This is a genomic window from Pseudomonas sp. NMS19W, from assembly GCF_051554255.1.
Taxonomy (GTDB): Bacteria; Pseudomonadota; Gammaproteobacteria; order Pseudomonadales; family Pseudomonadaceae; genus Aquipseudomonas; species Aquipseudomonas kribbensis.
Genome location: NZ_CP136718.1, coordinates 6248933 through 6269461, shown reverse-complemented (window position 1 = coordinate 6269461; position 20529 = coordinate 6248933). Strand labels below are relative to the sequence as shown.

17 protein-coding genes and 1 pseudogene are annotated in these 20529 nt (G+C 60.9%); 10 read left to right on the top strand and 8 right to left on the bottom strand.

From position 1 onward, the window contains the following. The first annotated feature begins 13 nt into the window (after positions 1-13). Together zigA and R1A29_RS28855 are read left to right on the top strand one after the other, a co-directional pair. Positions 14-1219, top strand: a complete 1206-nt coding sequence (gene zigA / locus R1A29_RS28860) for a zinc metallochaperone GTPase ZigA (RefSeq protein ID WP_438300213.1) — start codon at positions 14-16, stop codon at positions 1217-1219. Beyond that, a complete protein-coding gene (locus R1A29_RS28855; RefSeq protein WP_438300212.1) occupies positions 1219-1869 on the top strand; it encodes a DUF1826 domain-containing protein in 651 nt (216 codons plus the stop codon). The genes zigA and R1A29_RS28855 overlap by 1 nt, the downstream gene beginning before the upstream one ends. A gap of 4 nt (positions 1870-1873) precedes the next feature. On the opposite strand, the gene R1A29_RS28850 is transcribed toward R1A29_RS28855, so the two are convergent. Then, the gene (locus tag R1A29_RS28850; RefSeq protein WP_085708784.1) at positions 1874-2230 is read right to left on the bottom strand and encodes an NADH:ubiquinone oxidoreductase; all 357 of its coding nucleotides are present in this window, start codon (positions 2228-2230) and stop codon (positions 1874-1876) included. Positions 2231-2255: 25 nt separating this feature from the next. Between R1A29_RS28850 and R1A29_RS28845 the strand changes: the two genes are divergently transcribed. Continuing rightward, on the top strand, positions 2256-3227 hold the full coding sequence (locus R1A29_RS28845) for a CobW family GTP-binding protein (RefSeq protein ID WP_438300211.1): 972 nt from the start codon (positions 2256-2258) through the stop codon (positions 3225-3227). A 1-nt stretch (position 3228) separates the two neighbouring features. Here the strand turns inward: R1A29_RS28845 and R1A29_RS28840 are convergent, their stop codons facing one another. After that, on the bottom strand, positions 3229-3642 hold the full coding sequence (locus tag R1A29_RS28840) for a DUF3301 domain-containing protein (RefSeq protein ID WP_085708786.1): 414 nt from the start codon (positions 3640-3642) through the stop codon (positions 3229-3231). A 117-nt stretch (positions 3643-3759) separates the two neighbouring features. Here R1A29_RS28840 and pdxY point away from each other — a divergent pair, with 117 nt between their 5' ends. After that, positions 3760-4632, top strand: a complete 873-nt coding sequence (gene pdxY, locus R1A29_RS28835; protein WP_114886444.1) for a pyridoxal kinase PdxY — start codon at positions 3760-3762, stop codon at positions 4630-4632. 117 nt (positions 4633-4749) lie between these two features. Here pdxY and R1A29_RS28830 read toward each other — a convergent pair whose 3' ends face one another. Next, positions 4750-5232, bottom strand: a complete 483-nt coding sequence (locus R1A29_RS28830; protein WP_003229693.1) for an acyl-CoA thioesterase — start codon at positions 5230-5232, stop codon at positions 4750-4752. A 283-nt stretch (positions 5233-5515) separates the two neighbouring features. On the opposite strand from R1A29_RS28830, the gene R1A29_RS28825 reads away from it, so the two are divergent. Next, positions 5516-7279 (top strand): cation:proton antiporter, encoded by a 1764-nt coding sequence (locus R1A29_RS28825; protein ID WP_248740358.1) that lies wholly within the window; start codon positions 5516-5518, stop codon positions 7277-7279. Between the two features lie 19 nt (positions 7280-7298). Here the strand turns inward: R1A29_RS28825 and R1A29_RS28820 are convergent, their stop codons facing one another. From R1A29_RS28820 to uvrD, 4 genes are all read right to left on the bottom strand, one after another. Further along, entirely contained in the window at positions 7299-7706 is a 408-nt protein-coding gene (locus R1A29_RS28820) for an SMI1/KNR4 family protein (RefSeq protein WP_007995855.1), read from the bottom strand. 138 nt (positions 7707-7844) lie between these two features. Next, positions 7845-8720 (bottom strand): Tim44 domain-containing protein, encoded by an 876-nt coding sequence (locus R1A29_RS28815; RefSeq protein WP_169432528.1) that lies wholly within the window; start codon positions 8718-8720, stop codon positions 7845-7847. Positions 8721-8895: 175 nt separating this feature from the next. Continuing rightward, the gene (locus R1A29_RS28810; protein WP_016984014.1) at positions 8896-9336 is read right to left on the bottom strand and encodes an EamA family transporter; all 441 of its coding nucleotides are present in this window, start codon (positions 9334-9336) and stop codon (positions 8896-8898) included. Between the two features lie 71 nt (positions 9337-9407). Next, positions 9408-11591 (bottom strand): DNA helicase II, encoded by a 2184-nt coding sequence (uvrD, locus tag R1A29_RS28805; RefSeq protein ID WP_438300210.1) that lies wholly within the window; start codon positions 11589-11591, stop codon positions 9408-9410. Positions 11592-11850: 259 nt separating this feature from the next. On the opposite strand from uvrD, the pseudogene R1A29_RS28800 reads away from it, so the two are divergent. The 3 genes and pseudogenes from R1A29_RS28800 to R1A29_RS28790 all read left to right on the top strand — a co-directional run bounded on the left by R1A29_RS28800 (position 11851) and on the right by R1A29_RS28790 (position 16061). Next, a pseudogene (locus R1A29_RS28800) lies at positions 11851-14723 on the top strand (EAL domain-containing protein). 150 nt (positions 14724-14873) lie between these two features. Next, positions 14874-15740, top strand: coding sequence for a transcriptional regulator HexR (gene hexR, locus R1A29_RS28795; protein WP_007954250.1), 867 nt, complete (start codon positions 14874-14876; stop codon positions 15738-15740). 108 nt (positions 15741-15848) lie between these two features. Continuing rightward, positions 15849-16061 (top strand): PA3496 family putative envelope integrity protein, encoded by a 213-nt coding sequence (locus R1A29_RS28790; RefSeq protein WP_248740361.1) that lies wholly within the window; start codon positions 15849-15851, stop codon positions 16059-16061. Here R1A29_RS28790 and R1A29_RS28785 read toward each other — a convergent pair. Then, entirely contained in the window at positions 16003-16965 is a 963-nt protein-coding gene (locus R1A29_RS28785; protein ID WP_085708793.1) for a LysR family transcriptional regulator, read from the bottom strand. The two genes, R1A29_RS28790 and R1A29_RS28785, sit on opposite strands and share 59 nt — an antisense overlap. Before the next feature lie 191 nt (positions 16966-17156). Between R1A29_RS28785 and R1A29_RS28780 the strand changes: the two genes are divergently transcribed. Next, a complete protein-coding gene (locus R1A29_RS28780; protein ID WP_085708794.1) occupies positions 17157-18572 on the top strand; it encodes an acetyl-CoA carboxylase biotin carboxylase subunit in 1416 nt (471 codons plus the stop codon). Between the two features lie 98 nt (positions 18573-18670). Beyond that, positions 18671-20479, top strand: a complete 1809-nt coding sequence (oadA, locus tag R1A29_RS28775; RefSeq protein ID WP_085708795.1) for a sodium-extruding oxaloacetate decarboxylase subunit alpha — start codon at positions 18671-18673, stop codon at positions 20477-20479. Positions 20480-20529 lie beyond the last annotated feature (50 nt).

Below are 20529 nucleotides of genomic sequence, written 5' to 3'. Positions count from 1 at the left end.
TGAGGTTTACCCCATGTCTTCCCCGCTTCCCGTGACCGTTTTATCCGGCTTTCTCGGCGCCGGAAAAAGTACACTTTTGAATTACGTACTACGTAACAGAGACGATTTGCGTGTGGCAGTAATCGTCAATGATATGAGCGAAATCAATATTGATGGCAGCGAAGTTCAGCGTGATGTCGACCTGAACCGCGCAGAAGAAAAACTCGTGGAAATGAGCAACGGCTGTATCTGCTGTACGTTACGCGAGGACCTTCTGGAGGAGGTCGCCAAACTGGCCCGGGAAGGCCGATTCGATTATCTGCTTATCGAATCCACCGGCATTTCCGAGCCGCTGCCGGTTGCCGAGACCTTCACCTTCCGTGACGAGCAGGGCCAAAGCCTCGCGGACATCGCTCGCCTTGACACCATGGTCACTGTAGTCGACGGCCTGAATTTCCTGCCTGATTTCCAGGCCGCCGAAAGCCTGGCCTCCCGTGGCGAAATCCTTGGTGAAGAAGATGAGCGCTCGATCACCGATCTGTTGGTTGAACAGATCGAGTTCGCCGACGTTCTGTTGATCAGCAAGATCGATCTGATCAGCAGCAGCGAGCGGGAAGAGCTGATGGCGATCCTCAAGCGGCTCAACGCTAACGCCGAGATCATCCCGATGGTGATGGGCGAAGTGCCGCTGGAGAAGATCCTCAATACCCACCGCTTCGACTTCGAAAGGGCTGCGACAGCCCCGGGCTGGCTTCAGGAGCTGCGTGGCGAACATGTGCCGGAAACCGAGGAATACGGCATCGCGTCCACGGCTTACCGCGCGCGCCGACCGTTTCACCCTCAGCGTTTTTTCGACTTCATCGAGCGGCCCTGGCTGAACGGCAAACTGCTGCGTTCCAAAGGTTTCTTCTGGCTCGCAAGCAAACCCACCGATGCCGGTAGCTGGTCCCAGGCGGGCGGTTTGATGCGCCATGGTTTTGCTGGGCGCTGGTGGCGTTTTGTGCCGAAAAATCAGTGGCCACAGGATCAGGAAAGCACCGCCGCAATCATGGAAAACTGGACCGCGAGCGTAGGAGACTGTCGCCAGGAGCTGGTGTTTATCGGCCAGAACATCGATTTCGCACAGCTCAAGTCAGCCCTCGACGACTGCCTGCTCACCGATGCCGAGATGGCGCTCGGTGTCGAAGGCTGGCGATTGCTGGCTGATCCGTTCGGCCCCTGGCATGACGAGGCCGCGTGATGCTTGCCCTCAAACCGCTGCAAAGCAAAACACGTCATCAAGTGCTCGGCCCGACCCCGCAGGCGCTGGCGAGCATCCTGGAAGATGAAATAAACCTCGCTGTCTGGCAGCGGCAACTACCGCTGCATGTCGCCGATTTTGCGAAGTTGTTGGTGTCACTCAACGAGCCTTATGCCGAAGCGCTGAGCCTCGAATTGCACGACGAAGACGCAGAACCAGACCTGACCGGCCTGGCCAGCGGATTCCGCGACCTGGAAGGCTACGAAGGTTTTATCGCCGACCTGAAATGGCTGGTCAGCGCCTTCGCCTGCCTGCTTGGTGCACGGCGGATCGGCCTGCGTTTGCGGGTGCTGGACAAGGCGATGTGCCCGCGTTTTCACGTCGATCATGTGCCCGTACGACTAATCACCACCTACGCCGGCATTGGCAGCGAGTGGCTGAAGGAAGGGGAAATGGATCGCCAGCAACTGGGAAAACCACTGGCCGAGCCGCGGGAAAAATCGCGGATTCAGCAACTGGTCAGCGGTGAAGTGGCGCTGCTCAAAGGAGAGAAGTGGCATGGCAACGAAGGTTTCGGGCTGATCCATCGCTCTCCACAACCGGCGCCGGGCGAACGGCGTCTGATGCTGACCCTCGACTGGCTCGGCTGACGCCTCAAGGCTTGAGCCAGTTGCCCTGGCTCTGGCTCTCGCAGTACGGCTTCAAATACGCCGCATCGGTGGCTACGCCGTAATAGTGGATATCCTGACGATAAGGCATATTGGCGACTTGCGCGTTGCTGCACACGCCAAAAGCCCCGGCCGGGCATTGATCGACGTACTGCACGTCGACTTTTTGCCCCGCCAGCGTGGGCTGGCAGAAGCCGTCGTTGAACAGTTTTTCCGGGATGTTGCGGTTCTGCTGGCAGACCTTCACGTCGAGGCGTTCTGCCTGGCTGTGCACCACACAAGCCTGGGCCAGCGCTTCGCCCGATACCAGCGCCAACAGCAACGACCATCCCATCCACCGCATTCCCGACCTCCAGAAAACCTTGATCATGTTGCAGAACATTCCTACCCACGTCATCGCAGGCCCCTTGGGCGCCGGCAAGACCAGCCTGATCCGCCAGCTCATGGCGCAACGACCGGCCGGTGAGCGCTGGGCAGTGCTGATCAACGAATTCGGCCAGATCGGCCTCGACGCTGCACTGTTGACCCGGGACGCCGATGGTATCGCACTGGGCGAAGTGGCCGGGGGCTGTTTGTGTTGTGTGAACGGTGCGCCGTTTCAGATCGGGCTGGGACGTTTATTGCGCAAGGCCCAGCCGGATCGCCTGTTCATCGAGCCTTCCGGATTAGGGCATCCAGCGCAGTTGCTGCAACAACTGTGCGAAGCGCCATGGCAAGGTGTTCTCGCCGTTCAACCCTGTGTTCTGGTGCTGGACGCCCAGGCACTGGCGGCGGGCAAGACACTACCGCCAGCGCAGCGGGAGGCGCTCCCGAATGCCGGTTTGCTGGTATTGAACAAGGCGGAAAACCTCGATGAATCCCTGCGAGAGCAGATTGCCCGCCAGTTGCCGTCCGTGAGGCTGATCTGGACGCAGCAGGCGTCGCTGTCCTTAAGCGAGTTGCCGGGTGTGGCGGCTCAAGCGCAAGCGGGTGTGGATAAGTTGAACTTGCCCAAAGGGCTGGCGCAGATGCCGGCCGTCTGGAGCGATCCGGCTTCGCCGATTTGCCTGAGTCAGGCGCAAGAGGGCGGCTGGAGCATCGGCTGGCGCTGGCACCCAAGCCAGAAGTTTGATGTGACTCGCATCTCTCAGTGGCTGGAATCCCTGAACTGGCGCCGGGCGAAGCTGGTTATCCACAGTCAGACTGGCTGGGAATCAGCCAATGCCCTGGATAGCGCCAAGCTGGACTGGCAGCCCAGCGAATGGCGCAAGGATTCGCGTATCGAACTGATTTTCGACCAATCGCAAGTAATCGATGAATTGCAGGCAGGATTGGCCGGCTGTCGGATTCAAGCGAACTGACTCAAGGCTTCCACTTGGTGTGTTCCTGGCGCCACTGGCTCAGTTCGATGACTTGCGCGCTCGGCCTGGCCACTTCCACCACCGGCGGGGTGTCGTCGAACGGTGCCGGGTAGGGCGCCAGTTCGATCTGCGCGCTATGGGGGCCGAACTGGGTGATGGTGCCGTTGTGACGGGTTTCGCCGGTCACGGTGAATTCGAAGTTGTAGACCCGGGCCAGACGTCGACGCCCGCTGGCATCCTTGATAAGACCGATCTTCTTTAGTGCCACGTTGCCGTCGAGCAGCTCGACGCCGACATTCACGCAATGCTGCTTGACCCGTTCCAGTGCCCGCTCGCGCAGGCCATGGTTGTGCCACAGCCATGCACCGGCAACGGCGAACAGCATCAGCACGAAAATGTTTTCCAGGGTCAGCATCAACAAGAAACTCCAAAAGTTGGCATCAGCTTAACTGCGTCGCCGGTCTGTCGTACAGACTGTGTTTCGTCGCATACTGCGCGGCTTGAATTTCAATCGTTTTACGGAAAAACCCGAATGAAACGTACACCTCATCTGCTCGCTATCCAGTCCCATGTGGTGTTCGGCCATGCCGGCAACAGCGCTGCGGTTTTTCCGATGCAGCGGGTCGGGGTCAATGTCTGGCCGCTCAACACCGTGCAGTTCTCCAACCACACTCAGTACGGCCAGTGGGCCGGAGAAGTGCTGGCACCGCAGCGGATCCCGGAGCTGGTTGAAGGTATTGCCGCCATTGGGGAATTGGGCAATTGCGACGCAGTGCTGTCCGGCTATCTCGGCAGTGCGGCCCAGGGCCGGGCGATTCTCAGTGGCATCGAGCGGATCAAGGCGGTCAATCCGAAAGCCCTGTACCTGTGCGATCCAGTGATGGGTCATCCGGAGAAGGGTTGCAGCGTGCCGGCTGAAGTCAGCGATTTCCTGCTCGACGAAGCCGCAGCGGTGGCCGACTTCATGTGCCCGAACCAGCTGGAACTGGACAGCTTCTCCGGGCGCAAGCCGCAGTCGCTGTTCGATTGCCTGGCGATGGCGCGGGCGCTGCTGGCACGCGGGCCGAAAGCGGTGCTGGTCAAGCATCTGGATTACCCGGGGAAACCGGCGGATGGCTTCGAGATGCTGCTGGTGACTGCCGAGGGCAGTTGGCATTTGCGTCGTCCGTTGTTGGCGTTTCCGCGTCAGCCGGTCGGTGTGGGCGATCTGACGTCCGGCCTGTTCCTGGCTAGGGTGCTGCTCGGCGACAGTCTGGTGGCGGCGTTTGAATTCACCGCAGCGGCGGTGCATGAGGTGCTGCTGGAAACCCAGGCCTGTGCCAGTTATGAGCTGCAACTGGTGCGGGCTCAGGACCGGATTGCGCATCCGCGGGTGAAGTTCGAGGCCACGCCGATCAGTCTTTAAGACCGCGTTGCCCTCATTCGCGAGCAAGCCCGCTCCCACATTTGGAATGCGTTCCTCCTGTGGGAGCGGGCTTGCTCGCGAAAGCTATCTACAGAGCGCCGTAGATCGAAGGACTGATCAGGCGTCGCCCTTGATTTCCTGATAGCGCTTTTCCAGCTCCTGACGAATTTGCCGGCGCTGCTGGGCTTGCATGTAGCGGCGTTTGTCTTCGCTGTTCTGCGGTTGTAGCGGCGGTACGGCGGCCGGTTTGCGCTGATCGTCCACGGCAACCATGGTGAAGAAGCAGCTGTTGGTGTGGCGCACCGAGCGCTCGCGGATGTTCTCGGTCACCACTTTGATGCCGACTTCCATCGAGGTGTTGCCGGTGTAGTTGACCGACGCCAGGAAGGTCACCAGTTCGCCGACGTGGATCGGCTCGCGGAAAATCACCTGATCCACCGACAGGGTCACCACGTAGCGGCCGGCGTAGCGGCTGGCGCAGGCGTAGGCCACTTCGTCGAGGTATTTGAGCAGGGTGCCGCCGTGGACATTGCCAGAGAAGTTGGCCATGTCGGGGGTCATCAGTACCGTCATCGACAGCTGGGCGTTTCCGGGTTCCATAACGTTCTCACGGGTCAAGGCAGGGTTGCTGGAAGAAGCACCTCTGCGGGTGCCTGGTCGCTTTTCAAAACCACCGTTATCGGGACGCCGGGCAACTGGCCGCCGTCACGCCCTGATCGATCTGTTTCCATATATTGCACCGCCTTTCAGCCGGAAGTCGCGGTGTTACCCTGCAAAAGCCCACCCCAAGGGCGATTCCTACACCTAAAGCGGATTTTTACTCAGCTCGCCCAGACGTTTTCAGACGCCTGCCGCGAGCATCGTCATTCAAGGAGCCCACGCCATGCATGCCATCAGCTTTATTCAGGATCTGGCAGTGATCATGTTGGTCGCAGGCGTGGTGACCGTGCTGTTCCACCGTTTCAAGCAGCCGGTTGTGCTGGGATACATCGTTGCCGGCTTCATCATCGGCCCGCACACGCCGCCGTTCGGCCTGATCCACGACGAAGAAACCATCAAGACCCTCGCCGAGCTGGGGGTGATTTTCCTGATGTTCTGCCTGGGCCTGGAGTTCAGCCTGCGCAAACTGTTCAAGGTCGGAGCCACGGCGTTTATCGCGGCGTTCCTGGAAATCATCCTGATGATCTGGATCGGCTACGAAATCGGCCGCTGGTTCGACTGGAACACCATGGATTCGCTGTTCCTCGGCGCGATCCTGGCGATTTCCTCGACCACCATCATCGTCAAGGCGCTCAACGACCTGAAGATGAAGAACGAGCGCTTCGCCCAGCTGATCTTCGGCGTGTTGATCGTCGAGGACATTCTCGGCATCGGCATCATTGCGCTGCTTTCAAGCATCGCCGTCAGCGGCACGGTCAGCTCCGGCGAAGTGTTTTCCACGGTCGGCAAGCTTTCGCTGTTCATGATCGTCGCGCTGGTGGTCGGCATTCTGCTGGTGCCGCGACTGTTGGCCTACGTGGCTAAATTCGAAAGCAACGAGATGCTGCTGATCACCGTGCTCGGGCTGTGCTTCGGCTTCTGCCTGCTGGTGGTCAAGCTTGAGTACAGCATGGTGCTCGGCGCGTTCCTGATCGGCGCGATCATGGCCGAGTCGCGGCAATTGCTGAAGATCGAGCGCCTGATCGAGCCGGTTCGCGACCTGTTCAGTGCAATCTTCTTCGTTGCCATCGGCCTGATGCTCGATCCGATGATCCTTCTGCAATACGCGTGGCCGATTGCGGTGATTACCGTCGCCGTGGTGCTGGGCAAGATGTTGTCCTGCGGCCTCGGTGCCTTTATCGCCGGCAATGACGGACGTACCTCACTGCGGGTCGGGATGGGTCTTTCGCAGATTGGCGAATTCTCCTTCATCATCGCCGCGCTGGGCATGACGCTGCAGGTGACCAGCAACTTTCTCTATCCGGTGGCCGTGGCGGTCTCGGTCATCACCACGTTGCTGACGCCTTACCTGATCCGCGCGGCAGATCCGCTGTCGATCAAGTTGTCCGCCGCCATGCCGCAGCGTCTCGGGCGGGTGTTCGGGATGTATGGCGAATGGCTGCGCAGCATTCAGCCGCAGGGCGAGGGCGCGATGCTGGCATCGATGATCCGGCGGATTCTGCTGCAGGTCGGGGTCAATCTGGCGCTGGTGATTGCGATCTTCTTTGCCGGCGCTTTCTTTGCCGGGCGCCTCTCGACGTGGCTGCAGGACTGGATCAGCGATCCGAGCTGGCAGAAGGCGTTGATCTGGGGCGGGGCGTTGCTGTTGTCGCTGCCGTTCCTGATTGCGGCCTATCGCAAGCTCAAGGCGCTGTCGATGCTGCTGGCGGAGATGGGCGTGAAGCCTGAAATGGCGGGGCGTCACACACAGCGAGTGCGCCGGGTGATCGCCGAAGTGATCCCGATCCTCTCGCTGCTGGTGATTTTCCTGCTGCTGGCAGCCTTGTCGGCCAGTATCCTGCCGACCAACAAGTTGCTGGTGCTGGTAGCCGTGGTCGCGGCCGCCGTGGCGGCGCTGCTCTGGCGCTGGTTCATCCGGGTGCACACGCGGATGCAGGTGGCCCTGCTGGAAACCCTCGACAACCACAAGGAATCGTCGGGGCATTGACCGGTGGGGCGCTGGCCGATCAGCTTTCCAGCCAGACGTCCCGTGCCCAGTGCCAGACCGACTCCCAGGACTCTTCGGTGATCAGCTCTTCTTCGCCGGACCACAGCACTACGGTGCCGTCTTCTTCGACGCAGTAGTAGTTGTCGCCGTCCTGGCAGATCGGGATCAGGTCGCGCGGCACGCCGGCGTCCCAGGCATTGGCGGCTACATCCGGCAGGTAGGTGTGGGACTGCGGGTCGGTGACGGTCACCGGCTCCAGGCTGCCGTAAACCACGTCGCTGACGGTCAGCAGAAATTCTTTGAAGACGAACGGGATGTTGATGAAGAGTTCTTCTTCGACTTCCACCAACTGATCTTCGTCGGGCAACTCCAGGGGAACCGGTACGGGTTCGTTGGCTTCGCGCAGTTGTTCGATGATTTCTTCCACGTCCGGGATCCTCTTGCTTGAATGGCGCGGTTTATATGGGCCGGTTTATACAGTAGCTCGCTATAGATGCAACCGCGAAATAGAAAACCCCGGCCGAGGCCGGGGTTTTTATTGCAGCAGGTAAAACGTCGGAGGTGATCAGCCGTTCTGGCGGATACCGGCGACCAGCCAAGGCTGGTTGTCGCCCTGTGGACGTTCCATGTTCCAGCTTTCGCTGAACACTTCGCCCTGGTCGAAACGCGAGGTTTTCGACACGCCGCTGAAGGTCAGGGTGGCAATGGTCTTGTCCGCACGATCATCCACGCCATCCAGTTGTACCTGAAGGTTGTCGATGTAGGTGGACTGGAAGCCGTCGCCCAGATCCGCACGCTCACGCTTGAGGAAGTCGAGCATTTGCGGGGTCACGAACTCGGCGATCTTGTCCATTTCGTTGGCGTCCCAGTGCTGCTGCAGCGACTGGAAGTGGCTGCGGGCGGCTTCGAGGAAGCGCTGCTCGTTGAACCAGGCCGGTGCGTTGATTACCGGACGGGCGGCAGCCGGAGCCGCCGAACCACCGAAGATCGAACCCATGGCGGCAGGTTTCTGTTCGAACACTTCACGCTGCATCGGCGCGCCGGCCGGAGCGAACTGCTCCTGCTGCTTGCGACGACGAGCGGCGATGAAGCGGAAGATCACGAACGCGATCACGGCCATGATCAGGATGTCGAAGATCTGCATGCCCTGGAAGCCGCCGCCCATGAACATGGACGCCAGCAGGCCGCCGGCAGCGATACCGGCCAGAGGGCCGAGCCATTTCGAAGCGCCGCCAGCCTTGGCAGCAGCGCCCGCGGCACCGGCAGCACCAGCGGTCGCAGCCGCGCCGCCCATGCCTGGGGAAGAAGGAGCCATCTGGCTGGTCTGGTGCGTCGGCGCAGCGCCGGCGCTTTTGCCACCACCGAAGCGCTTGGCGTTGGCGTCGAGGCTCATCGTCAGGCCGATGCACAACGCCATGGCGATGCTAAGAAAACGTTTCATAAAGGGAATTCCCGTTTGTGGAGACACGCGCGCCATGTTGCACAGCTGAAGTGTCACTGGCTAGCGAGAGAGTGTTTCGGGCTTTTGCCTGACAGGTTACGTTCAGCTCGGTCGAGGCAATAAGGCAATGTACTTTTGTCTGTAGGAAAAGGAGGTAGGTTCAGTGGGAAATGGATCAGCGTCGAAATGCCAACATCACCACGCCCGCGGTGATCAGACCGATGCCGCCCCATTGGCGCAGGTCGAGTTTCTCGCCCAGCAGGATCACACCGAGCACCGCCACCAGCACCACGCTGAGCTTGTCCACCGGAGCGACCAGCGAGGCTGGCCCGACTTTCAAGGCGCGGAAATAGCACAGCCACGAAGCCCCGGTACCCAACCCCGACAACAGCAGGAACAGATAGCTTTTGGCAGAGATCGATCCCAGGGACTGATATTGGCCCGTGGCGTACAAAATCAAGGCGAGGCTGACGAGTACCACGATGGTGCGCAGCAGGGTGGCGAAGTCGGAGTTGACGTTTTCGATGCCGACCTTGGCGAAGATCGCCGTCAATGCGGCGAAGGTGGCCGAGAGCAGGGCCCAGAATGTCCAGGAGGAAAAGAAGCCAGAGCCCATGTCTCGTACCTTTCAGGATGTTTGATCGTTCCCCGGCAGAGCGAGGGAACGATGAGCAACAGCTGGCTGCCTTAAATGGCTTCCAGCTTCGCGTAACCCAGCATCAGCCACTTGCTGCCTTCGCTGAAGTTCACTTGCACCCGGGCCTGAGCCCCGGCGCCCTCGAAGTTGAGGATCACGCCGTCGCCAAAGATCGAGTGCCGCACAGCCTGGCCAAGGCTCAGGCCGGTATCCGGGATCTCGCTGCCGCTGAACAGGTTGCTGCCGCTCATCGACTGATTGCCGCCGAACGGTCGGCTGACGCTGTTCGACAGCCGCACTTCCTGAATCAGGCCTTTCGGTACTTCCCGTACGAATCGCGACACCTTGTTGTAGGTTTCGCTGCCGTACAGGCGTCGGGTTTCAGCGTAGGTCATCACCAGGTTCTGCATGGCCCGGGTGATGCCGACGTAAGCCAGACGGCGCTCCTCTTCAAGACGCCCCGGTTCTTCCAGGCTCATCTTGTGCGGGAACAAGCCTTCTTCCATGCCCACCAGGAACACGTAAGGGAATTCCAGGCCCTTGGCGCTGTGCAGGGTCATCAGCTGAATGCTGTCTTCATGCTCGTCGGCCTGAGTGTCACCGGCTTCCAGCGACGCGTGGCCGAGGAACGCCGCCAGCGGCGTCAGGTCTTCGTCTCCTTCGGTGTTCTCGAAGTTGCGCGCGGCGCTGACCAGTTCCTCAAGGTTTTCCACCCGGGCCTGGCCTTTCTCGCCTTTTTCCGCTTCGTGGTAGGCGATCAGGCCGGATTGCTCGATGACGGTCTGGGTCATCAGGTGCAACGGCATCTCGGCGCACTTGGCGGCGAGGTTCTCGATCAGCTCGATAAACGCGCCGAGGGCGCCGGCCGCACGACCGGTCAGGCCTTTGTTGGCCACCAGTTGGCGCATGGCTTCCCACATCGACACATCGCTGTGGCGCGCATGTTCACGAATGGCTTCGACGGTCTTCTCGCCGATACCGCGAGCCGGAACGTTGATGACCCGTTCCAGCGCCGCATCGTTACCCCGGCCTTCCAGCAAACGCAGGTAAGCCATGGCGTTCTTGATTTCCGCGCGCTCGAAGAAGCGCTGGCCGCCATAGATGCGGTACGGAATGCGCTCGCGCAGCAAGGCTTCTTCCAGAACGCGGGATTGGGCGTTGGAGCGGTAGAGAATCGCGATATCGCTGCGGGCCAGGCCGGTTTTCAGCGCGCTTTCGATGGTTTCGACAACGTAGCGTGCTTCATCGTGTTCGTTGAACGCGGCGTACAGGTTGATTGCTTCGCCGTCGCCGCCGTCGGTCCATAGCTCTTTGCCCAGACGCCCGGTGTTGTTGGCAATCAGGGCGTTGGCCGCTTTCAGGATGCCGGCGGTGGAGCGGTAGTTCTGCTCCAGACGGATGGTCTCGGAATCCGGGAAGTCGGAAGAGTACTGATGAATGTTCTCGATTTTCGCGCCGCGCCAGCCGTAGATCGACTGGTCGTCGTCGCCGACCACCATCAGGCTGTCGCCACCCTTGCCCAGCAAACGCAGCCAGGCGTACTGCACGGCGTTGGTGTCCTGGAACTCATCTACCAGAATGTGCCGGAAACGCTTTTGGTAGTGGGCCAGCAGGCCCGGATGGTCGCGCCACAGATCGAGGGCACGCAGCAGCAGTTCGGAGAAGTCGATGACGCCGGCGCGCTGGCAGGCTGCCTCGTAGGCCTCATAGATGCCGCGCATGGTGGCCAGATACAGATCGCCGCTGGCCTGAATGTGCTGTGGACGCAGACCTTCGTCTTTCTGCCCGTTGATGAACCACTGGGCCTGACGGGCCGGCCAGCGCTGTTCGTCCAGCCCCAGCTCGCGGATCACCCGCTTGACCAGGCGTTGTTGGTCATCGCTGTCGAGGATCTGGAAGGTCTGGCTCAAGCCAGCTTCCTGCCAGTGCGCCCGCAACAGGCGGTGCGCCAGGCCGTGGAAGGTGCCGACCCACATGCCGGCCGGGTTGATCCCCAGCAATTGCTCGATGCGGTGACGCATCTCGGCAGCGGCCTTGTTGGTGAAGGTCACCGACAGGATCGAGTGGGGCGAGGCGTTTTCGACCTGGATCAACCAGGCGATACGGTGCACCAGCACTCGGGTCTTGCCTGAGCCGGCACCGGCCAGGACCAATTGACGACCAACGGGAGCCGCTACGGCCTGGCGTTGGGCATCGTTGAGGGAGTTCAGCAGAAGGGAGAGATCATCGCGCATCGGGGCATTCTAGGGTGCGCCGCAGGCCCGGGCAAACCGAGCTTTGCATTAGCCGATGAAAGTGCTGCCGATGACGACCGGTCGGTCACCGGCTACAGGCGTTGGCCCGCCTGGCGTCGGGGCTTTTGCGGGTGCCGGGAGGTCGAAAAGTTTCGGCGAAATTATGATCTGGAGCAGTTTGGCAAGTGGTTGGGCTTGTGTATGCTCCGTCCACGTTTCCGGGCGCATGCTCACACTTATAAGAACAAGAACGTTGCCTATGACCCTCAGCTTCGACCTGTCGGGCCCCTCTGTGGAACCCCGGGTGATCCGCAAGCATTACGCCACCCAGATGGCGGTCGAGCGCACGCGCCTTCTTTATCAGGGTTCGCTGTTGCCCACCCTGTTCATGTTGATCAATGGTCTGGTCTGCGCCGGTCTGCTCTGGAGTCCGCAGCGTTACTTCGTGGTCAGCGTCTGGCTGGTGTGGCTGCTGTCGCTGGTGGCGTTGCGGGTGATTCAGGTTGCGGCATTCGATTCGGCGATTCCCGACCGCCAGGCCCAGCCGATCTGGGGCCGGATGTTCCTGCTCGGTTCGACCATGACCGGCCTGACCCTGGCCGGCGCCGGCATCGCCCTGGTCCCGGCGGACAACTTCATGCAACAAGCCTGGGTGTTCGGTCTGATCGGCGCCGCAACCCTGTCGGCCAGCGTGGCCTACGCCGTGAGCATTCCGGCGTTTCTTTCCTTTACCTTGCCGTGCCTGCTGCCGGCCATCGGCTATTTGTTCTGGGGTGGTGACGAACTGGCGCGGGGCTGGGGCTGGCTCGGACTGATCCTGCTCGGTTCCCTGAGCGTGGTGGCGTGGCAGGTCAACCGGTTGATCGACCGTGGTTTGCTGCGGCGCTTTCAGAACCAGCACCTGATCGAACACTTGCAACAAGCCCAATCTCGCAGCGAACTGCTCAATCAGGCGTTGGCGAAGGAAATCGAACAACGCCGCTGTGCCGAAGCGAAGTTACGCGAAGCCCAGGTCGAACTGGAGGACCGGGTGGCCCAGCGCAGCCGCGAACTGGATGCCGCCAACCAGGCCCTGAGCAAAAGCGAGGCGCGCCTGGCCCTGGCGTTGAAGGCCAGTGAACTGGGGCTGTGGGACTGGAACCTGCAGACCGACGAAGTTCACCACACGCAGATTCAGGAACTGTTCGGCCTTGATCCGGAATACGTCACCGGGCTGCTCAGGCATCTGCGGCCCCGGCTGCACCCGGAAGATGTCCCACCGCTTAAACGGGCGTTGATCGAGCACTTGAAGGGGCGCACCGAGGATTATCAGATCGAATACCGCGTGCGCCATGGCGACGGCCACTGGGTCTGGATCGAGGACCGTGGCCGTGCGGTGGAGCGCGACGACAGCGGGCGGGTCATCCGCATGGTGGGCACCCGGCGCGACATCAGTGTCAGCAAAAGCCTGGAGGCCCAGCAGCAATTGGCGGCCACGGTGTTCGAGGCGGCCAGCGAAGGCATCGTGATCCTCGACCCGAATTATTCGCTGATCGCCATCAATCAGGCCTTCAGCCGGGTTACCGGGTATGACATCGATGACATGCTCGGGCGTAATGTCGTCGAATTGCCGTGCAGCCGTGACGCTCGCAGGCATTACGTCGCCATCCGCCACGCGCTGGAGCAGCACGGCAGTTGGCAGGGCGAACTGGTGGAGACCCGCAAGAACGGCGAGCTCTATCCACAGTGGCTGCAATTGAATGCGGTACGCGACAGTCGGGGAAATGTAAGTCATATCGTGGGCTTCTTCGCCGATCTGTCGGCAAGACGCGAATCCGAAGAGCGTATGCGTTATTTGACGCACTATGACGAACTTACCGGTCTGGCCAACCGTTCGCTGTTCCGAGAACGCCTGCACGAAGCCCATCAGCGTGTACGGCAGGGCGGGCGGCGGAGTCTGGCGCTGCTGCACATCAATCTGGATCGCTTCAAGCTGCTCAACGACAGTCTGGGTCATGAGATAGCCGACCAGTTGCTGCAGAAAATGTCGCGGCGTCTGGTCAGTGCCTTGCCGGAAGCCGACACCATCGCCCGGTTATCCGGCGACGAGTTCGCGGTGCTGTTCGATGCCTATGGCAACCTGTCTAGTCTGGCGCGGGTTGCCACGCGGCTGTCGGCCAAGCTGCGCCTGCCGCTGACGGTGGAAGGGCATGAACTGGTGGTCAGCGCCTCGATGGGCATCAGCATGTTGCCGGACAACGCCCGGGAGGTTGCCGCGCTGGTCAGCCAGTCGAACATGGCGATGCAACATGCCAAACACCTTGGCGGCAACAATTTCCAGTTCTACACCGACAGCCTGCAAGCCAGCACGCTGGAGCGTCTGCAACTGGAAAACCAGCTGCGCAAAGCCATCGAGGACAAGCAACTCAACGTCTTCTATCAACCGAAACTGTGCCTGGCGACTGGCCGTCTCAATGCCGCCGAAGCGCTCGTGCGCTGGGATCACCCGACCATGGGCCGGGTGCCTCCGGGGACTTCATCGGTCTGGCAGAGGAGACGGGACTGATCGGGCCGATCGGCGAGTTCGTGCTGCGCCAGGCCTGTTGGCAGGCCTGCGAATGGCAGCGTCAGGGGCTGGAGCCGATCCGGGTTTCGGTAAACCTGTCGGTGCATCAGTTGCGTCAGGGCAAACTGGTCAGTCTGGTGCGCCAGGTGCTGGAGGAAACCGGGCTGGCGCCGCACTACCTCGAACTGGAACTAACCGAAAGCCAGCTGCTCGACAGCGTCGAACACATTATCGCCACCTTCCAGCAACTGCGGGATTTGGGCGTGAAGCTGGCGATCGACGATTTCGGCACCGGCTATTCGTCGCTGAGCTATCTGAAACGGATCCCCGTGGATTACGTGAAGATCGATCAGGCATTTATTCGCGGGTTGGGCGAGGGCAGTGAGGACGCGGCGATCACCCGGGCGATCATTGCCATGGCTCATGGGTTGTCGCTGAAAGTAGTGGCGGAAGGCGTCGAGCGGCCGGAGCAGCTTGAGTTCTTGAAGGCCGAGGGCTGTGACGAGGTGCAGGGATATCTGATCAGCCGTCCGGTGGAGGCGGCCGGACTGGCCGGGTTGTTGCGCGAGCAGGAAAATCCCCGGTAAAGGGCTACATGCAGTGCATGTCGCCTGATCCGGGGCGATCCAGTTACGCATTGAGCAGGCAAAAAGCCAATTCATGTAGTATAACTACAAGCTTGCTACATCCCCGGCTTCTGGCCAAAGCACATCTTTCCATAACAAGAGTCCAGCCCCTTGAATCTGCTGCAACACATCGCCCAGTCACGTCACCTGTTACGCAAGTCGGAGCTCAAGGTCGCCGACCACGTGCTGCTTGACCCTGCGGCAGTGATGCACAGTTCCATGGCCGATCTGGCCCACAGCGTCGGTATCAGCGAGCCGACCATCGTGCGCTTCTGCCGTGCCATCGGCTGTTCCGGTTTTCAGGATCTGAAACTCAAGCTCGCGCAAAGCCTCGCGGCCGGCGCCAGTTTCGGTCAGTTCGCGATCCATGAAGACGACTCGGTCGCCGATTACAGCCTGAAGATTTTCGACACCACGTTGCACACGCTGATGGAGGTTCGCGAGAAGCTCGATCCGCTGGAGCTGCAACGGGCGGTGACGCTGATGTCCCAGGCCCAACGCGTCGAGTTCTATGGTTTTGGTGCGTCGGGCGCGGTGGCGGCGGATGCGCAGCACAAGTTCTTCCGTCTGCTGCTGACGGCGGCGGCCTATTCCGACCCGCACATGCAGGCGATGTCGGCGGTGACCCTGAAGCCGACCGACGTGGCGATCTGCATTTCCCAGTCCGGTCGTTCCAAGGACTTGCTGATCACCGCTAACCTCGTTCGCGAGAGCGGTGCGTCGCTGATCACCTTGTGCCCGAGCCAGACGCCTTTGGCCGAGCTGTCGACCGTCAACCTGGCGATCGACGTGCACGAAGACACCGAAATCTACACGCCGCTGACCTCGCGTATCGCCCACCTGGTGGTGATCGACGTACTGGCCATGGGCGTGGCCATGGCGCGCGGGCCGAGCCTGGTCAACCACCTCAAGAGCGTCAAGCGCAGTCTGCGCAGCTTGCGGTTGTCGCCAAAATCGGTGAAAGCGCTGGATGACTGAAAGTCATGGGGTGAAGGCAATCTTCATCTGCCTGTAACCCCGACGAAGCCAAACCGTCATCCCTCGCGCCTATCGTGAAACTCCCGTACTCGCCTTGGGAGACTCGAAATGGCTCAGCCTTACGAAGAACGCAACAGCGCCGCGAAAACCCGTCGTCAGCAGGAAGACCAGCGCCGCATGGAATTCCGCCGCGCCATCGAAGATCGCTTCGAACTTCGTCAGCTTCAGACCGAAATCAGCGATTTTCCCGAGGACATCGAACTCAACTACTGGCAGGCAGCTCCCGTAGCTTCCCGTCGAAGCGCTCAACCAGCGCGCTGATCTGCACCCGTTCGCTGCGGATAAACGCCAGGAAGGCGTGCGCCACCGGTGACAGGCGTTTGGCCTTGGCCTGAACAAGGCACCAGCTGCGAAACAGCGGCAACTCTTCGACCGGCAGTTCCACCAGGCCGCCGGTCGCCAGCTCCAGGTTCAGGGCGTGGCGTGTCAACAGCGCCACGCCCAGACCCGCCAAAACGCACTCTCGCTGAGCTTCAGCCGACGCCACTTCTTGAGTCTGGGTGAAGTGCACGCGTTTCTCTTTGAAATACTCTTCACAGGCCAGCCGTGTTCCCGAGCCGGGTTCGCGAATCAGCAGGGTGTAGGGCTCAAGGTCCTGCAGGCGCAGCGGTCCCATGTGTGCCAGCGGATGGTCCGGTCGGGCGGTTGCCACGATCGGGTTGTTGAGGAAGGGCAGGAACTCCAGGCCCATGTCCTGCGGCACCATCGACATGATCACCAGGTCGTCGCGGTTGTCCGAGAGCCGGCGAATCACCTGGCCGCGGTTGACCACCGTCAGTTGCAGGTTCACCTCAGGATGCTGGCGCTTGAAGGCCGCGAACAGGTGCGGCACGAAGTATTTGGCGCTGGATTCCACCGCCAGTTTCAACTGGCCCTGTAGCGAGCCCTGCATGTCCGACAGCTGCATGTCGAGGTTTTCCAGGCGGCCAAAGATGTCGCGGCTGGCGCGCTGGAGTGCTTCGGCGGCCTCGGTCATGTAGAGTTTTTTGCCGACGTAATCGAACAGCGGCTGCCCGATCAGCTCTTCAAGCTGACGAATCTGTAGGCTGACGGCCGGTTGTGTGAGAGACATTTCCTCGGCTGCGCGGCTGTAGGAACGTAAATCACACACTTCGTTGAAGATCTGCAATTGACGCAATGTCATACGCATCAAGGACTTACGCATTTTCTACCGACTCTGGCCGCTGGCTGGTGCAATGACTATAAGTCTTTACTTATGCCTGACCCAATTTTTATTCATTTTTGTTAATCCCTTGTGAGCGCTAGTGTGAAGCCGCGACCAGATTGAAACATTTGGTCACGCGTCGACCTGGGTCTAGCAGGTCGTGGGTACCACCGGCTCAAGGGAACCTCCAAGTGATAACAAAGATCCTGATCGCCAACCGTGGTGAGATTGCCGTACGAATCGTGCGTGCGTGCGCCGAGATGGGCATTCGCTCGGTTGCGATTTTTTCCGACGCCGACCGCCATGCCTTGCATGTGAAGCGTGCGGACGAGGCCCACAGCATTGGTGCCGAGCCGCTGGCCGGTTACCTGAACCCGCGCAAGCTGGTGAACCTGGCGGTGGAAACCGGTTGCGATGCACTGCACCCCGGCTACGGTTTCCTTTCGGAAAACGCCGAACTGGCAGAGATCTGCGCCGAACGCGGGATCAAATTCATCGGCCCGTCGGCGGAAGTCATCCGCCGCATGGGCGACAAGACCGAGGCGCGCCGCAGCATGATCAAGGCCGGTGTGCCGGTCACGCCGGGCACCGAAGGCAACGTCTCGGGTATTGAAGAAGCGTTGAGCGAGGGCGACCGCATCGGCTACCCGGTGATGCTCAAGGCCACCTCCGGTGGTGGCGGTCGCGGTATCCGTCGCTGCAACAGCCGAGAAGAACTCGAACAGAATTTCCCCCGGGTCATTTCCGAAGCCACCAAGGCTTTCGGTTCGGCGGAAGTGTTCCTGGAAAAATGCATCGTCAATCCGAAGCACATCGAAGCGCAGATCCTCGGCGACAGCTTCGGCAATGTGGTGCATCTGTTCGAGCGTGACTGCTCGATCCAGCGCCGCAACCAGAAGCTGATCGAAATCGCCCCGAGCCCGCAGCTGACCCCGGAACAGCGCGCCTACATCGGCGACCTGTCGGTGCGCGCGGCCAAGGCCGTGGGTTACGAGAATGCTGGCACCGTGGAGTTCCTGCTCGCCGAGGGCGAGGTGTACTTCATGGAGATGAACACCCGGGTGCAGGTGGAACACACCATCACCGAAGAAATCACCGGGATCGACATCGTCCGCGAACAGATCCGCATCGCCTCCGGCCTGCCGCTGTCGGTGAAACAGGAAGACATTCAGCATCGCGGTTTTGCCCTGCAATTCCGGATCAACGCCGAAGACCCGAAAAACAACTTCCTGCCGAGCTTCGGCAAGATCACCCGTTACTACGCCCCCGGCGGCCCGGGTGTACGGACCGACACGGCGATCTACACCGGCTACACCATTCCGCCGTTCTACGACTCGATGTGCCTGAAACTGGTTGTGTGGGCACTGACCTGGGAAGAGGCGATGGACCGTGGTCTGCGCGCCCTCGACGACATGCGTCTGCAAGGCGTGAAGACCACCGCCGCGTATTACCAGGAAATCCTGCGCAACCCGGAATTCCGTAGCGGCCAGTTCAACACCAGCTTCGTCGAAAGCCACCCTGAACTGACCAACTACTCGATCAAGCGCAAACCCGAAGAGCTGGCCCTGGCCATCGCCGCCGCCATTGCCGCCCACGCAGGCCTATAAATGCAGCTGCGAGCTGGCAGTTGCAAGCGACAAGTAAGAGCGACTCGGCTTTTTCTTGCAGCTTGTAACTTGAAGCTTGCCGCTATGAGGAGATACCAATGACAAAGAAGATCTTCGTTACTGACACCATCCTGCGCGACGCCCACCAATCGCTGCTCGCCACCCGCATGCGCACCGAAGACATGCTGCCGATCTGCGACAAGCTGGACAAGGTCGGCTACTGGTCGCTGGAAGTCTGGGGCGGCGCGACGTTCGACGCCTGCGTGCGCTTCCTGAAAGAAGATCCGTGGGAGCGCCTGCGCCAACTGCGCGCCGCGCTGCCCAACACCCGTCTGCAAATGCTCCTGCGCGGCCAGAACCTGCTGGGCTACCGTCACTACAGCGATGACGTGGTCAAGGCGTTCGTCGCCAAGGCTGCGGTCAACGGCATCGACGTGTTCCGCATCTTCGACGCGATGAACGACGTGCGTAACCTGCGTGTGGCCATCGAAGCGGTGAAGGCTGCCGGCAAGCACGCCCAGGGCACTATCGCCTACACCACCAGCCCGGTGCATACCATTGATGCGTTCGTGGCCCAGGCCAAGCAGATGGAAGCCATGGGTTGCGATTCCGTGGCGATCAAGGACATGGCCGGCCTGCTGACCCCGTATGCGACGGGCGAGCTGGTCAAAGCATTGAAAGCCGAGCAATCGCTGCCGGTGTTCATCCACTCCCACGACACCGCCGGTCTGGCTGCAATGTGCCAGTTGAAGGCCATCGAAAACGGTGCCGACCACATCGATACCGCCATCTCCAGCTTCGCCTGGGGCACCAGCCACCCGGGCACCGAGTCGATGGTCGCGGCCCTCAAGGGCAGCGAGTTCGACACCGGTCTGAACCTGGAGCTGTTGCAGGAAATCGGTCTGTACTTCTACGCCGTGCGCAAGAAGTACCACCAGTTCGAAAGCGAATTCACCGCTGTCGACACCCGTGTTCAAGTCAATCAGGTACCGGGCGGGATGATTTCCAACCTGGCCAACCAGTTGAAAGAGCAGGGCGCTCTCAACCGCATGAACGAAGTGCTGGCGGAGATCCCGCGCGTACGTGAAGACCTTGGGTTCCCGCCACTGGTGACCCCGACCTCGCAGATCGTCGGCACCCAGGCGTTCTTCAACGTGCTGGCCGGTGAGCGTTACAAGACCATCACCAACGAAGTGAAACTCTACCTGCAGGGCGGCTACGGCAAGGCGCCGGGCACCGTGAACGAGAAGCTGCGTCGCCAGGCCATCGGTAGCGAAGAAGTCATCGATGTCCGCCCGGCCGACCTGCTCAAGCCGGAAATGACCAAGCTGCGTGCCGACATCGGCGCCTTGGCCAAGTCCGAAGAAGACGTGCTGACTTTCGCCATGTTCCCGGACATCGGTCGCAAGTTCCTCGAAGAGCGTGCCGCCGGCACCCTCACCCCGGAAGTGCTGCTGCCGATTCCGGAAGCAGGCAAGGTGGCTTCGGCCGGCGGCGAAGGCGTACCGACCGAGTTCGTCATCGACGTCCACGGCGAAACCTACCGCGTGGACATCACCGGTGTCGGCGTCAAGGCCGAAGGCAAGCGTCACTTCTACCTGTCCATCGATGGCATGCCGGAAGAAGTGGTGTTCGAGCCGCTCAACGAATTCGTCGGCGGTGGCAGCAGCAAGCGCAAGCAGGCTTCGGCTCCGGGCCACGTCAGCACCACCATGCCGGGCAACATCGTCGATGTCCTGGTCAAGGAGGGCGACACCGTCAAGGCCGGCCAGGCGGTGCTGATCACCGAAGCGATGAAGATGGAAACCGAAGTCCAGGCTGCCGTTGCCGGCAAGGTCACCGCCATCCACGTTGCCAAGGGCGACCGGGTGAACCCGGGCGAAATCCTGATCGAGATCGAAGGCTGAGATAACGGCCTCGATACAACGCTTTAAACCTCGGGGGGCATGTGCTCCCC

What these genes read in the sequence shown, in the direction of transcription:
- zigA (WP_438300213.1), top strand. Translation starts at nt 14, where the DNA reads ATGTCTTCCCCGCTTCCCGTGACCGTTTTATCCGGCTTTCTCGGCGCC.
- R1A29_RS28855 (WP_438300212.1), top strand. Translation starts at nt 1,219, where the DNA reads ATGCTTGCCCTCAAACCGCTGCAAAGCAAAACACGTCATCAAGTGCTC.
- R1A29_RS28850 (WP_085708784.1), bottom strand. Translation starts at nt 2,230, where the DNA reads ATGCGGTGGATGGGATGGTCGTTGCTGTTGGCGCTGGTATCGGGCGAA.
- R1A29_RS28845 (WP_438300211.1), top strand. Translation starts at nt 2,256, where the DNA reads ATGTTGCAGAACATTCCTACCCACGTCATCGCAGGCCCCTTGGGCGCC.
- R1A29_RS28840 (WP_085708786.1), bottom strand. Translation starts at nt 3,642, where the DNA reads ATGCTGACCCTGGAAAACATTTTCGTGCTGATGCTGTTCGCCGTTGCC.
- pdxY (WP_114886444.1), top strand. Translation starts at nt 3,760, where the DNA reads ATGAAACGTACACCTCATCTGCTCGCTATCCAGTCCCATGTGGTGTTC.
- R1A29_RS28830 (WP_003229693.1), bottom strand. Translation starts at nt 5,232, where the DNA reads ATGGAACCCGGAAACGCCCAGCTGTCGATGACGGTACTGATGACCCCC.
- R1A29_RS28825 (WP_248740358.1), top strand. Translation starts at nt 5,516, where the DNA reads ATGCATGCCATCAGCTTTATTCAGGATCTGGCAGTGATCATGTTGGTC.
- R1A29_RS28815 (WP_169432528.1), bottom strand. Translation starts at nt 8,720, where the DNA reads ATGAAACGTTTTCTTAGCATCGCCATGGCGTTGTGCATCGGCCTGACG.
- R1A29_RS28810 (WP_016984014.1), bottom strand. Translation starts at nt 9,336, where the DNA reads ATGGGCTCTGGCTTCTTTTCCTCCTGGACATTCTGGGCCCTGCTCTCG.
- uvrD (WP_438300210.1), bottom strand. Translation starts at nt 11,591, where the DNA reads ATGCGCGATGATCTCTCCCTTCTGCTGAACTCCCTCAACGATGCCCAA.
- R1A29_RS28790 (WP_248740361.1), top strand. Translation starts at nt 15,849, where the DNA reads ATGGCTCAGCCTTACGAAGAACGCAACAGCGCCGCGAAAACCCGTCGT.
- R1A29_RS28785 (WP_085708793.1), bottom strand. Translation starts at nt 16,965, where the DNA reads ATGCGTAAGTCCTTGATGCGTATGACATTGCGTCAATTGCAGATCTTC.
- oadA (WP_085708795.1), top strand. Translation starts at nt 18,671, where the DNA reads ATGACAAAGAAGATCTTCGTTACTGACACCATCCTGCGCGACGCCCAC.